This is a genomic window from Mesorhizobium sp. M0909 (genome assembly GCF_040319515.1).
Taxonomy (GTDB): domain Bacteria; phylum Pseudomonadota; class Alphaproteobacteria; order Rhizobiales; family Rhizobiaceae; genus Mesorhizobium.
The window spans coordinates 1-13,646 of the sequence record NZ_JAMYOA010000019.1 but is presented as its reverse complement, the minus strand read 5'-3'; the positions used below and the strand labels follow the sequence as shown (position 1 = coordinate 13,646).

The 13,646-nt window shown below is 59.9% G+C and carries 9 protein-coding genes and 3 pseudogenes; 6 read left to right on the top strand and 6 right to left on the bottom strand.

What is annotated here, in order from left to right; all coding sequences use genetic code 11:
* Window positions 1-76: 76 nt before the first annotated feature.
* The 3 genes from NKH83_RS24705 to NKH83_RS24695 all read right to left on the bottom strand — a co-directional run bounded on the left by NKH83_RS24705 (window position 77) and on the right by NKH83_RS24695 (window position 2,299).
* Window positions 77-493 (bottom strand): FAD-binding protein, encoded by a 417-nt coding sequence (locus tag NKH83_RS24705; protein ID WP_352807946.1) that lies wholly within the window; start codon window positions 491-493, stop codon window positions 77-79.
* Complete coding sequence (locus NKH83_RS24700) at window positions 490-1,860, bottom strand: lysine N(6)-hydroxylase/L-ornithine N(5)-oxygenase family protein (protein ID WP_352807945.1); 1,371 nt, start codon at window positions 1,858-1,860, stop codon at window positions 490-492. Before NKH83_RS24700 ends, NKH83_RS24705 begins: the two co-directional genes overlap by 4 nt.
* A 241-nt stretch (window positions 1,861-2,101) precedes the next feature.
* Window positions 2,102-2,299, bottom strand: coding sequence for a hypothetical protein (locus NKH83_RS24695; RefSeq protein ID WP_352807944.1), 198 nt, complete (start codon window positions 2,297-2,299; stop codon window positions 2,102-2,104).
* A gap of 615 nt (window positions 2,300-2,914) precedes the next feature.
* Here NKH83_RS24695 and NKH83_RS24690 point away from each other — a divergent pair.
* The 6 genes and pseudogenes from NKH83_RS24690 to ectB all read left to right on the top strand — a co-directional run bounded on the left by NKH83_RS24690 (window position 2,915) and on the right by ectB (window position 10,630).
* On the top strand, window positions 2,915-3,187 hold the full coding sequence (locus NKH83_RS24690; RefSeq protein ID WP_352807943.1) for a hypothetical protein: 273 nt from the start codon (window positions 2,915-2,917) through the stop codon (window positions 3,185-3,187).
* A gap of 192 nt (window positions 3,188-3,379) precedes the next feature.
* Complete coding sequence (locus NKH83_RS24685; RefSeq protein WP_352807942.1) at window positions 3,380-5,470, top strand: prolyl oligopeptidase family serine peptidase; 2,091 nt, start codon at window positions 3,380-3,382, stop codon at window positions 5,468-5,470.
* A gap of 183 nt (window positions 5,471-5,653) precedes the next feature.
* Window positions 5,654-6,349, top strand: coding sequence for an OmpW/AlkL family protein (locus tag NKH83_RS24680; protein WP_352807941.1), 696 nt, complete (start codon window positions 5,654-5,656; stop codon window positions 6,347-6,349).
* A gap of 879 nt (window positions 6,350-7,228) precedes the next feature.
* Window positions 7,229-7,567 (top strand): annotated as a pseudogene (locus tag NKH83_RS24675) (alanine dehydrogenase); the annotation flags it as partial.
* 122 nt (window positions 7,568-7,689) lie between these two features.
* Window positions 7,690-8,276 (top strand): annotated as a pseudogene (locus NKH83_RS24670) (alanine dehydrogenase).
* Window positions 8,277-9,322: 1,046 nt separating this feature from the next.
* A complete protein-coding gene (gene ectB / locus NKH83_RS24665; protein WP_352807940.1) occupies window positions 9,323-10,630 on the top strand; it encodes a diaminobutyrate--2-oxoglutarate transaminase in 1,308 nt (435 codons plus the stop codon).
* 583 nt (window positions 10,631-11,213) lie between these two features.
* Here the strand turns inward: ectB and NKH83_RS24660 are convergent.
* From NKH83_RS24660 to NKH83_RS24650, 3 genes and pseudogenes are all read right to left on the bottom strand, one after another.
* Complete coding sequence (locus tag NKH83_RS24660; RefSeq protein ID WP_352807939.1) at window positions 11,214-11,981, bottom strand: methyltransferase domain-containing protein; 768 nt, start codon at window positions 11,979-11,981, stop codon at window positions 11,214-11,216.
* 116 nt (window positions 11,982-12,097) lie between these two features.
* Window positions 12,098-12,847, bottom strand: a complete 750-nt coding sequence (locus tag NKH83_RS24655) for a class I SAM-dependent DNA methyltransferase (protein ID WP_352807938.1) — start codon at window positions 12,845-12,847, stop codon at window positions 12,098-12,100.
* A 604-nt stretch (window positions 12,848-13,451) separates the two neighbouring features.
* A pseudogene (locus tag NKH83_RS24650) lies at window positions 13,452-13,566 on the bottom strand (saccharopine dehydrogenase family protein); the annotation flags it as partial.
* Window positions 13,567-13,646 lie beyond the last annotated feature (80 nt).

Sequence of the window (13,646 nt, the reverse complement as noted above, 5' to 3'; positions counted from 1 at the left end):
TGGAAAGACTGGTTGGTCGGACATCCCGATTAGGGCAGTCGGGCGCTGGTCAAGTTGCGGGTCCACGGATACGGACTCACGTCATGGGGGGGGCGATGCTAAGTGCGTTCCGCTCCGGCGGATATTGTCCGCAGAAGCTCGGCGCGAGACTGCCTATGTCAGGCTCAGCCGGGTCCAGGGGTTCCGTAAACTGGGCCGGATCAATCGCTTCACCCGGTCCAGCCACGACACGCATCGCTAAAGGCCGGCACCATCCGCTGACCGCCGACCCAGCCATGGCCGCCAAGACCACGGCGCTCTTTCGAGTGAGCGACCTGGTACGGTCTTGACGACCGCAGGGGAAATGCACGCCCCCAGAATAATGCGATGCGCCGCTTGGTCCAAGGGCTTGTTCGGTCACGATGATTTCGGAGAAGCCTCCGGCCTTCGCCGCAGCGGAGGCGCACATCATTCCTAGGATGCCACCGCCGATGATCAAAAGTCTACGAGTCATATCCCGCTGCCCATTTCTTCGGCTGCGGGGGCGGGCCAGCTCTCGATCGAGGTATGGCTGATGAAGCCAGGATGCTCGGGGTTCGCGCATGGCGCGCGCCCAAGAAGGCTATCGAGGATGCGGCGCGCGCGCCAGGCCAGCAGGCTTAGGTTCGGATCGGCCAGGCCGCGCTGCCCGAGGCTCGCGTTTTGTACGAAGATGCGTCTGTCACGCGGTCCGTCCCAGCTCACCGAAAAATCCTCGCGAATAGCTAATTCATTGTCGATCTGCTCCAGCCGGTGCGCGATGGGTTCCAAGAAGTCTGGCACCGCGTTCTCGTAACCGGTGGCCAGGATGACGATGTCAGCCGCGACTTCTTCGACCTCGACCATGCCGTGCTGCAGGGTCAGCCTGTGACCCGCGCCGGCGTTGATGCAGTGCGAGACGGTGCAGCCCGGCCGCAGTGTGATGTCGGATCGGTTTGGCTCGAAAAACGCGTGGCGGTACAGCGCCTGATAGATCGCGCGCAACGTGCTTTCCGAAATGCCGTCCGAGGCAAGCACGAAACGCCGCAGGAGCAGCTTACGCTGCGACTCGCTCATCGCCGCGAAACGATCCGAAAAGCAGGGCATGAACAACTCGTTTGTGAACGGGCTGTTGTCCAGAGGCAGATAGTTTTCGCGCTGCGAGACCCAAGTGATCGAGGCAGGCCGCCGTTCTTTCGGCAGGCCGACAAGATGCAACATCACCTCGGCTCCCGACTGGCCTCCGCCGACCACGCAGACATGCTTTCTCCGCACCTCAGGGTGGATGTGCAGTACAACAGATGAGTGGAACAGGTTGCGTCCAATCCAGCCCTGAAACTGAGGCGGGATTTGCGCCTGCTTGCCAATGCCAACCACGACGTTTCTGGCGCCGAGAACCGCGTTATCGGTCCGCACCCGAAACGCGCCGTCAAAGCGGATTTCGTGCACGGTCTCGCCGCCACGGACAAGTGGGTTCCTGTGGAAGGCCCAGTTCAGGTACTGCTCAAACTCAGCTCTGAACACAGCGTCGAACTGTGCGTTCAGGAAGTGGTACAGACGCCCGTTCTCGTACAGGAAGTTTACGAAAGTGTAGGCTGATCGCGGATTCACCAGCGTGACCAGATCCTTGAAGTGGCTCACCTGGAGCTCTGAGGAATCGAAAGCGATGCCTGGATGCCAACGGAAATCGACTTGCCGATCCAGGAACAGCGCCCCTTGCCCAATTTGCTCGTGTATCTGACACGCAAGACTCAAATTAGACGGCCCAGCACCGACTCCAACGCAAGATAACTCCACTTGCTTTGCTCCTATAGATTTTTCCGACTCGGCGGCTTGTTCGCGGCGAATATCGGCCATAGCCATTGGGCCCCCTCGCGGGGCGTTTTCGAACCCCGGTGCCGACCGGAATTGCGAGAATTGTCCTGCGCGTTCGGGTTGTCGAATGTAGAGCCGAGCATTCCAGCGCGGTGACAATCGACGGGTCATACCGGCTACGTGGGGCAACGACGTATGTCCTTTCCGCCCGTCTGGATGCCCGCGTCGCCATCACGCGAGACGCTTTCCAAGCCCATTCAGGTGTTTGAAGCCGGCGCAATCGCCCGCCTCAACCATGGCGCGCCCGTCTTTTGGCGGCAGGCGAGAGCGCGGTTTTCACTGCGGCGACGGCATTTTCGGTGCGCATGATCATGGAGGAGGTCTCGCTGATGCGTTCGCAGAACCCCATGCATGGGCCGTGCCAGAGAAGGAAAAGTTTATTTAACAATGGCTTGGCGGATTTGCGATCCTGTCGGAAATCCGACATTGAGGGACGCCTCACGGCGGCGCTCGATTTGCACGTCGATGTCGCCTTTTTCCGAATAGCTAATCGGGCACTTTCTGCACCAGAATACTTCTCTTATGGAGACCAGCACGACGTCTTCATGAACGAACAGTGCAGAACCTTGTGTCTCTGTCGGACAGATCGCGATATACCTTGTTCATCGAGGTCGGCAGTTGCAAGAGTTGCCAGATCCTTTGCCCTGTCGTGCCGTTGCACTGGCTCTATCCCGACATTCTCGGAGGCCGCGATCATGAAGAGTGACGCAATCTCATGTCCGCCGCGAGGCCTCTCTCATGGGGAAGCAATTCTCTACGTTGGCGTCGGATCGATGCTCTTGATGAGATGGTTGCGGATCGGCGCATGCCCAGACCTGAGCGCATCAATGATTGCGCGATCTGGGACCCTCACCAACTGGATTGTCGAATCTCTGTAAAGATAGCCGGAAGAGAATTGCGTTATGACCACTCTGCCGGTCCAAAGCAGGACGCCATTCGGTCCCTGCGACTCAATCCAGGCGGAGGGATGAGGCCGCAAAGCAGTCTTTTGCGCGCCCACCGGTCGGCCAGGAATGGGAGCCGTCGTAAACGCAGTTATTTGATGATCGCCGCCGCGGAGTCCTCAGGCTGTGCCGCGCCCGACACTGGCGACGTAGTGGTCGTCGATCGCCCCGTCGCCGATGTCGATCCGAAGCTCGGCCAGTTCGCGGTGAGCTTCACTGCTATTCCGCAGTGCCCACCGAGCTCGCACAGGAGGTTCTATCAGGCGGTCACGGCTGCACTCTATCAGGCGGTCACGGCTGCACTCGTTGTCGGGTCTTCGACAAAGTCGGACATGAGACACACCGCAATCACAGCCATGTCATTGTTGTGAAATGATTTTCTCGTTTGGCACGACACGTGCCAGGCTATCCGCAAACGCGCTGCGGCAAGGACTGAGGAGAAATCATGCCATGATCAAGCTCGCCGAACATGCGGTCGCAGCCGCGAAAACTGAGCTTTCCCGGGCCGACGGAAGACTTTGCGCCTGTTTTCCAGGCGACATCACTCTTCGGGTTAGCCGGACATGACCGCATTCGATTTCCGCCCAACGCTGAATGCTCCCGACGATGATCCCTATCTTTGGCTCGAAGATGTAGAAGGCGAACGGGCACTTGACTGGGCCGCCAGCCAGTCGGCCAGAACCCTGGGGCACTTCGGTGTAACGCAGTTCGATCGCGACCGTGACACCCTGACAGCGATCTTCTACCGTCCTGACAAGATTCCCTTGATCACCCGCCGCGGCCCGTACCTCTACAATTTCTGGCAAGATGCCGGAAATCCGCGCGGACTGTGGCGCCGAACCAGCCTTGCCGCCTACATGAAGGCGGATCCTCAGTGGGAGCTCCTGCTCGATGTGGACGCCCTCGCCGCTAGCGACGGAGAGGACTGGGTCTGGGGGGGCGCGTCGATCGAGCCAGAGAGACGGGAAAGAGCCGTTCTACGCCTCTCGCGCGGCGGCAGCGAGGCGGTCGTGCATCGCGAATTCGATCTGGAGTCTCTTAGCTTCGTCGCCGACGGTTTCAACCTCGCGGAGACCAAGGGCGGGGTAAATTGGCTCGATCCTGACACGCTTCTGCTTTCCAGTGCGCTTGGTGATGGCATGGCCACCCGCTGCGGCTACGCGCGCACCGTGCGGCTGTGGAAACGTGGCGCGGATCCGCTCACCGCGTCGGTAATCTTCGAGACCGGTCCCGAATCCCTCGGCGTGTCCTGCCATCTGGACCGCACCGCCGAGAGCGAGCGCCTTTGGTTCATCGAGCAGGCGACCTTCTTTGAGAAGATCGGCCGAATCGGCGACAGGAGCGGGCCGAAGATGCGGATCGACCTTCCTCAGGACGCCTCGTGGAGCGGCTTCGGCGACTGGCTGGCGGTAAGGCCGGGCAAGCCGTGGACAGTGGGAGGGACGACCCATGCCGCGGACGCGCTGATCGGTATCTCGCTTTCCTCCTTCATCGCCGGCGAGCGCAGTTTTGCCACCCTCTTTGAACCAGGCGACAGGCGCTCCCTGCAGTCATTCTTCTGGAATAACGGGAAGCTCATTATCTCCTACCTCGTCTACCTCGTTCCGCGTTTCGACATGTTCACCCCCGACCGCCAGGAATGGACGCGCAGAGTGCTGGACACCGTGCCCGCCGGAGGGACTGTTCACCTTCGGTCGCTCGATGCGGAACATCACGAGACCAACGGAGAGGTCCTCGTTTCGGCTCAGGACCCGATCAAGCCGCGGAAGCTTCTCCTATTAGACCTCAATGCCGCGGCGCCTCTCGGCGCTCCAGTAATCCTGAAGCGCAACCCGGAGAATTTCGACGCATCCGGGCTGGTGGTCACGCGCCACGAGGCAGTCTCGACCGGTGGGGAGATGATCCCCTACACGCAGGTCGGTCCGGCGAACGGGAACGGGGATGCCCCGGTCCACCTCACCGCCTGCGGCGGGCACGGCAAATCGCTCCTACCCCACTACAACTCCTCGCTCGGCAAGCTGTGGCTCGAATGCGGCGGCACCTGCGTGGTGGCGAACATCCGGGGCGGCGGAGAGTTCGGCACCCCTCGTCACGAAGTCGGGCGCAGGGAGGGCAAGCGTCTCGCCCATGACGATTTCGCCGCCGTTGCCGCCGACCTCGTGCGAAGGGGCATTACGCTGCCGAGGCGGATTGCCGCCGAGGGCGGCTCAAATGGCGGCCTTCTGATCGCCATTATGCTTATCCGCTATCCTGAGAGTTTCGGCGCGCTGTTCTGCACAATCCCGCTTATCGATATGCGCCGCTACACCAAGCTTTTGGCGGGCGCGAGCTGGATTGACGAATATGGTGATCCCGACAAGCCGGAGGGATGGATTTTCCTAAAGGAAATCTCCGCCTATCACGCCGCGACGCCGGGACAGCTCGATCCGCCGATCCTGCTTGCCACCACGAAGCGTGACGACCGCGTCCACACGGGCCACGCGGGTAAGATGGCCGCAAAGCTGCAGGCTCTTGGCTATCCCGCCTACTTCTACGAGCCCGGCGCGGGCGGGCACGGCTACGGCAAAAAAAATCGGGAGCGGGCCGCATTCATTGCCCTGGGCACCAATTTCCTTCGCAGTGCGATCGGCTGGCAAGCCGATGGCGTTCGATAGGTGAGCGGGACCCAGACAAAGAGCAACGTTTCAATCAGTGGGTACAGATGATTGCGAGCACGGCGCCAATAATGTGTGCGCGGTCCCACTCAAACTGCGCTGAGCGCTCCGCCAATCCCACGCAATTCGAGCAGATTTTTCGTAATTCAGTCCACATTTTCTGAAGAGCAAGGAGAGAATATCATGGCGAGAAACCAAATGCGCGCGGCGCGGGGAGTAACAGCGGCCGTTGTCCTCATCGTGATGGGACAGCAGGCCGTCGCGGCGGACCTTGCGCGAGCCGCGAGCGTCCCGCAGGCAGGAACCCCGGTCACGCAAGAGCCAAGTCCTTGGCAACTCCGCCTGCGTGGGTTGGGGGTCATTACCGAGGATTCGGGCTACGTCAATGCAGTGTCAGGCTCAGGTCTTTCCTATTCGGACACCGTGATCCCGGAACTCGATATCTCCTATTTCTTCACGGACAACATCGCCGCCGAGCTCATACTCGGCACCACCTATGCCAACATCGGCAGCCAAGGGACGATCGGCGGGCTGGGCAAGATCGGCAAGGTTTGGCTGCTGCCGCCTACGCTCACATTGCAATATCATTTTACCAATTTCGGCGCTTTCAAGCCCTATGTTGGCGCCGGCGTAAACTACACGATATTCTACAACCAGGATGTCGGCAGCGCCGATGCTCTCAAGGTTAAGGACACGTTCGGCACCGCGCTGCAGGTCGGGTTCGACTACATGGTGGATCAGCACTGGGGCGTCAACTTCGACGTAAAGAAGCTTTTCCTCAAGCCAGACTTCGACGTCACGGTGGACGGCGCGAAGCTGACGGGGAAGGCTTCGCTCGATCCCTGGTTGATAGGCGCAGGTGTCACCTACCGTTTCTGATCACGAAAGGCGAAGGCGGCTTGCTGATAGCCGGTCTGAAATGAAGGGCGCCTCGTGCGCCCTTTTTACGGTCGTCCCTGCACGGGCGACACTTGAAGAAGCCGTTGTCGAGGGGCGGCCGCCCTCCTCCAGCGGACAAAGAAGGGACCCTGGTCAATGCGGCCTCGACTAACGCCTGAAATGGACGTGCTTAGATGCGCTTCGGATCAGGATGGCTTTTGGGTATTGTTGATGTCTTTGTCCGGCATCAGTCTCCCGGACGTCATGTCTGAACTATGCGCCTGCGTAAGGCGAGCACGGAGCTCCTCGACGCCGACAAGATGCCTTGCCAGCATCCTGCGATAGCTGCTGTTCTTTTGCTGTAGGAGCGGTGGCTGGCGCCCCGGAAGCATTCCTCCGCGGGCCAAGGCCGGCCTTTGCCTTGCCCCATGGCTTGACTCACGGCACGATGCCGCGCTCCAGCTCGGCAATGATGTGGTCGGTGATCTCCTGCTGGCATCGCGCCCCTTTCCCCGGAAGCGGGGTAGGCGGCGAGTCGCGACCGGAAAGGCCTTTGGCACCGCAGCATACCCGGGCCTACGACTGCTCCGTTGCAGCCGCAGGCGACCAGATCATCCGGAACCATGGGGTTCGAGCCGGCCCGGATCCGGCGCGCATTGTTAGATGTCCGCCTATCCTCTGCAAAGCCTCAGGAATGGCGATGTCAATCCTGTCGAGCGGCATTTTTCGTGATCCTGCGAAAATCTGGCTGTTTTACGCAGCGATTGTCGAAACACGCCCGCTGACGCAGGCGCATTCGCAAACACCTGCGCACCGATTCGTGGTTCACTCCACCAATACAGGGAACGAGCCCAAAAGGGCCGGATCAGGAAAAGAAAAATGCGCGTCGTCTGCCCCAAGGAAATCAAGAACCACGAATATCGCGTCGGCCTCACACCCGGCTTGGTCCGCGAATATGTCGCCCATGGTCACGAAGTGCTGGTCGAGACCGGCGCCGGAGCCGGCATCGGGGCCGATGACAACGCCTATCGCGCCGCCGGCGCCACGATTGCCAAGACGGCCGCCGACGTGATCGCCAAGTCGGACATGATCGTGAAGGGTCAACGAGCCGCAGCCCACCGAATGGGCGCAGCTTCGCGAAGGCCAGATCCTGTACACTTATCTTCATCTTGCTCCGGATCCGGAGCAAACCAAGGGGGCCTGCTCGCTTCCGGCGTGACCGCAATCGCCTACGAGATCGTGACCGACGATCGTGGCGGCCTGCCGCTGCTGAAGTCGCCGGACGCCTGTCGATCCAGGCCGGCGCCACGGCGCTGCAGAAGGCCAATGGCGGCCGTGGCGTGCTGCTGGGCGGCGTGCCCGGCGTGCTGCCCGGCAAAGTCACCGTGCTTAGCGGTGGCGTCGTCGGCCTGCACGCGGCCAGGATGGCGGTGGGGCTTGGCGCCGCCGTCGCCATCATCGACCGCTCGATCCCGCGCCTGCGCCAGCTCGACGACCTCTTTGCCGGCCGCGTGCACACCCGGTACTCGACCGTCGAAGCACTCGAGGAAGAATGCTTCTCGGCCGACATCGACGTCGGCGCCGTCCCGGGCGCGGCAGCGCCCAACTGGTGACGCGCGAAATGCTCTCGGGCATGAAGAAGGGCTCCGTGCTGGTCGACGTCGCCATCGACCAGGGCGGTTGCTTCGAGACGTCGCATGCGACGACTCATGCCGGGCCCACCTATGAGCTCGATGGCGTCATCCACTATTGCGTCGCCAACATGCCAGGTGCTGTGCCGGTCACCTCGGCCCATGCCCTCAACAACGCGACGCTGCACTACGGCGGCCTGAAGGCCCTGGTCGACGACCATCACCTGTGCAACGGCCTCAATGTCCACAAGGGCAAGATCACCAACCGGGCTGTTGCCGAGGCGCTCGGCTACTAACTGGTCGAGCCTACGGTCGTTCTCGCCGCCTGATTCCAGTTACAATCGTTTCCTCCCGTCTCGCCCGCCGGTTCGTTCCGGCGGGCTTTTTTTGCCGACGATCCGCCAGAGGCGTCCTCCCCTCCCCTGTCCGTCAATGTCCGCGGTGAAGCTCGTCGGCGCGGCCCGCTGGTCGACGATGAAGCTGAACGCCTGACGGAGGCGGCGGACCTGCTCCGTCCTCAGTTGCAGATGATCCGCTAGCAGTCCCGTTGTTAAATCCCGTCGCCGTTCCTGAGAAAACGTCGGGCAACCGACACTTACTGTCGTGTCTGTCGAATCCGCGACACTTTGTTTTCGGCGTGGGTGCCTGCTGCGCTCTGGGTCAAGTCATTGTGCAAAACTCAGAAAAATATTTCTAAGGGTCCCTCGGCGCAATTGGCATGACTTTTGAGGAGTCCTCTTCGTGAAACACGACACGCACTAGTGTTCGCCTGGGAGCATTCGGATGGTCTCGGTGCCACTCAACGTCCAGTTGTCGCGAATGACATTCCGAAGACCGGCGGAGATTAATGCAGCCGATGTATGGGAACTAATTGCGAGGTGTCCGGAACTAGACCGCAACTTGCTGTATTCGAGCTGTTGCTTGCAGTGATTTCGCCGCCACCTGCGTGCTTGCTGAGGGAGATGGTGAGGTGGTTGGCTGGTTGTCGGCCTACCCGCGGCCGAGCGACGGCTCCATGGTCTGCATTTGGAATTGCTGTGCAACCTAAGCTACGCAACATGCGCTTGGGCAAGGAACTCATCCTCTCAGCCCTGAACGAGCCGGCTTGCGAGGGCGTGACGCACATCAAAGGCACGGTGACGCTCCCGAAAGGGCATCTAAATTTCTTCGCAGTTGTGGCTCGGGACTTGGGTGCACCAATCCGGCAAGCTCTGGTTCGACCGCGAGACCAAGGGAGAGCGTGAGAGCGAGTACACGATAGCCATCGGTCCATCGAACGCTCCATCAGCCCTGCAGGCATTCCCGCCGATATGCCTAGCCATACCCAAATAAGGAGGCAACGATGACTCACCAAAGTGCACCGGATCGCGAGGAGGAATTCGCGATCTTCAACCATCTCGAGTCTGAGGTGCGCAGCTACGCTCGCAGCTTTCCAGTCGTTTTCGCGAGGGCACGGGAGGCGCAGCTGTTTGCGCGAGATGGAACAGCCTATCTCGACTTTCTCATGGGCTGCTCAAGTTTAAACTATGGGCACAATCCTCCCGAGCTGAAATCCGCGCTCGCAGATTATATTGCGGGCGACGGCATCACCCATGGCCTCGATCTGTATAACGAAGCCAAGGAGTCTTTTCTGCGAGAATTTCACGAGACGATCCTTAGTCCGCGACAACTGGACTACGTCGTACAGTTTCCCGGTCCCACCGGCGCCAACGCGGTCGAGGCTGCCCTCAAGTTAGCGCGCAAGATCACTGGTCGGTCCAACATCGTAGCCTTCACCAACGGCTTTCATGGCGTGAGTCTTGGCGCACTCTCTTGCACCGGCAACCGATACCACCGGGCTGCCGCCGGCCAGCTGCTCGGCGGCGTCACGCGGCTACCCTATGACGGCTATCTTGGGTCCACTGTAGACACCGCCAATTACCTTGATCGTCTGCTCTGCGATCCCTCCAGCGGCGTGGACGCTCCGGCGGCGGTGATTGTCGAGACAGTTCAGGGCGAAGGCGGCCTGAATGTCGCCGGCACGGAGTGGCTGCGCAAGGTGGCGGCCATTGCGCGCAAACACGGAGCTCTGCTGATCGTAGATGACATTCAGGCGGGTGTTGGCCGGACCGATGCGTTCTTCAGCTTCGAGGCGGCCGGACTCCGCCCGGACATCGTCACGATGGCGAAATCGATATCGGGCTATGGCCTGCCTATGGCCCTCGTCCTAATTGACCGACAACTCGACAAGTGGGAGCCGGGAGAACACAACGGTACGTTCCGCGGCAATTGCCATGCTTTCGTGACCGCCCGGGCAGCCCTGGAGCACTTCTGGCGCACAGACAGCTTGGCGGCGTCCGTCGTGGAGAAAGGCAATCTGCTGAAAAGCCGCCTTGAGCAGATCGCGCAGAAATACGACCCAAGCCGCGTGTCAGCCAAGGGTCGTGGCATGATGCGGGGCATCGATCTGAAGTTTGGCGAAGTTGCCAGTCAAGTCATCAGCACCGCCTTTCAGAATGGCCTCGTTGTCGAGACCGCTGGTCCCAAAGACGAGGTCGTGAAGTGTCTGCCACCTCTTGTCATCGGGGAGGATCAGCTTAGCCAAGGCCTCGACATCCTCGAGGACGCCATCGAAAGCGTGATCGGCAGCACCGTGAACACGGCAGCGTAAGAGGTGAATCATGATCGTAAGGGATTTCAATAAGGAGAATCTGACAGCCCGGCGGGTTCAGACGACGAGTTGGGAAAGAGTGCAGTTGGGGGGCGCGAGGTGCATGATGCGACCGGCGTCCTCAAGTCGCCCTAGGAAGCTCAATCTACGTCGGCAGCGAGATACGGGTCCTTCGCCTCCGCCGTCGGTCACCATTCTAGCCGCCTTACACTGACCCTTCACGAGCACAGCCGCAACCAGAAAGGTATGACGGCCCGCCGAATTTCGATGGATCTCCCGTGGCTGGCTGTCCGGTGGGCTTCGCATTCTACGACATTGCGATACGAGAAGCTCGCGACAATTGGCCCTGATTTTCAGTGTATTATCCGTAACAACCGCTGGAGTGCAAAAATGTCGCCCTGACGACAGTTCCGGTTTGACTCTCCTCATGTGAGGCCCATCCCGTCTCCGTGCTGCCCTCATCAACGAAAGACAACCTGTGACAAAGGACATGGGGCGAAAAAGGTCATCCATCATTCTTGACCACATTCGCGCCAAGCAATTGTTCCCTCTCGCCTTAAGCCTTGACAGGGAACGTGAGAGCCTAGGACAGGCGGCGGCCCGTGAGATGGCAAGGGATGAGGTCCCCGGAATCGAGCGCTGCCTGGCGGCCCTTGGCACTGGCGAAGCGGCCCTCGGCTATCTCCGTGCCGACGATCGTCGCAAGCTTCTGGCGTAACGGACCTTTGAGTAGCGCTACCTCCTTGCGGTTGGCCTGCTGCAGTTCATGGCGGAGATCGGTGACCTTCGATTCGGCGAAACCTGCGTCGATGAGCGCCTGGCGGGCGGCCGCAAGCGTCGTGAAGGCGAATCCCGGTTGCGATTTCGAGAGCCATGCGTGAACTACGCCGCTCTCGGCGGCGCCCTCGGACCAGAGCCAATCCGCGGCAATGAACCAGCCGCCGGGCTTCAGCACGCGCAGGACCTCTACATAGAGCGCCGGTTTGTCGGCGATGTGCACCATAGCGTCCTTGGAGAAGACGAGGTCGAAGCTGGCATCCTCAAACGGGAGCTTCCCCGGCATGACCAGCTGGAAAGTGACGCGCCCGGCGAGCCCCTTCCTCGCCGCTAGGTCGCGAGCCGATCTGATCAGTTGCGGCTCGACATCGATGCCGATGACGGCCGCCGCGCCGTGCGTGGCCGCCAGCAGCACGTCGATGCCGCCTAGGCCGGAACCGATGTCGAGCACGCGGTGGCCGGAAAGGTCGATACCCTCCAACATCTGCGCGACCTTCTCCGGCCCGCCCGGCGAAAGCATGCCTTCGCCCCAGATGAGTTCCACGGCATCAGTTACATCCTTGGGATACTTCATTGGTGTCTCTCCAGTGACGGTAAGGATTAGGTGATTTGTCACCCGGCTGCTTTACCCTCAGCCGTAAAGGCGCAAAGCTGCAAGTCGGAGGCACCCAGCCGCGCCCAAATCAGGCTCTAAAGGCGGGCACGGCGGTAAACCGAGATATGACGTTTGGACCCTTCGGTGAACTCACCTCTAGTCCAATCTCCCCACCGTTCCGCTAGTTTCAATCCTACGCATTCGGCCATGGTATCGAGCTCCTGATGATACACGTAGCGAACGCGATAGGGCAAACGTCTGATCGATGTACCGGAAAACCAGAGGAGGGATGAGACCAAGTTCTGGTTTAGTGGATCGTGGATATCCGCAGTGACAAATGTATTCTCGTGATCGACGAGCGTAGTAGTAGTTTTCTGGCCGCCGACGAAACCATCCATGACCGGCACAGGCAATTCTAGCACCAGAGTGCCCTCGTCATGTAACGCCTCCGCGGCAGATCGGAGACAACTTATTTGCGCTTCACGGGTGACGAGCACCATCAATGTGTTATAAGCGCAAAACACTAGATTGTAGCGTTGGTCCGTTCTGAAATTGGCCATGTCCCCCTTCCAAGCCTTGATTAGATCGGTACGCTTCCCTAGAAGTTTCAACATGCTATCCGAATTGTCGATACCTTCGACCCTGACGCCCCGCTCGCTCAATGGCACTGCCACGCGCCCGTCGCCAATACCAAGTTCAAGAGCACTCCCTCCGCTGCAATATCGCTCAAGAAACGCGGCAGTCTCGTCTGCTTCAGCGACTCTGCCGCGGATGCTGTTGAATTTTTCATAGATTGGAGCCCAATTTGAAGCCCAATTGTCGTTATAGGCGAAGTCATCAGACATTTTAGATTCTCCGGTTTGGGTTTGCTCTGCTTTTATGCGTACTAGTCGAAATCTGGTTGCGCTCCACATCCCGGAATTCGACTGTTTCCAGCCAAGCCGCATGGTTAATTCTGTTAGATGGAATTTTTGGCAATTCGTCGCCGGCCAAAGCCATCGACCAGCCTGAAAAGGTTTCACGAAAAACGCGTAGCCGTAGAACTGAGCGCAGATCTGGTGACCGCCGCAGTCTCGCCGGCGCAGGAGATTTTTGAAGCGAAATCATCGTGAACGACTCCATATGGGCGAATGTCAACGTTCAATAAGCAAGAGCCATGCCAAACTAAAAGCCGCTTTAATTCAATATGTTGCCTTTTCGTTGTCCGATCCGGTCTGTTTGCTGAGACGCAATTTCGTAACCGTTCCGACAACGAACAAGCGAATTGCGTCGCGAAAGCGACGGCCGGGACACAGTGACCGTGGTCGTCGACCGGCTCAACGGCAAGACGCGGTAGGCGCATCTGTTCGGGGCCGTTTTGCGGGCGTCCAGCCTAGCTATGCGGAAGAAGCGCTGGAGCGAGAAGCTTCCGGACTTGCGGGCTGTCACGTCAATGCGATCGAGGCATTCGTTGCTGGGAAACTGCGGTAGTGCGGTGACGCGTAGCCGCACGCTGTCAAGGCTGTCGAACTTGCCCGCAAGGTGGCTCGGAAATGAAACGGGGCGCCACACCACATTGTGGTAAGCGGGTAGCTGATGCCGTTCAGCGATGGTAGTTCCAAGGCATGAGCGCCTCGATAGCGCTGTTTGGCCAGCCATTGGCGA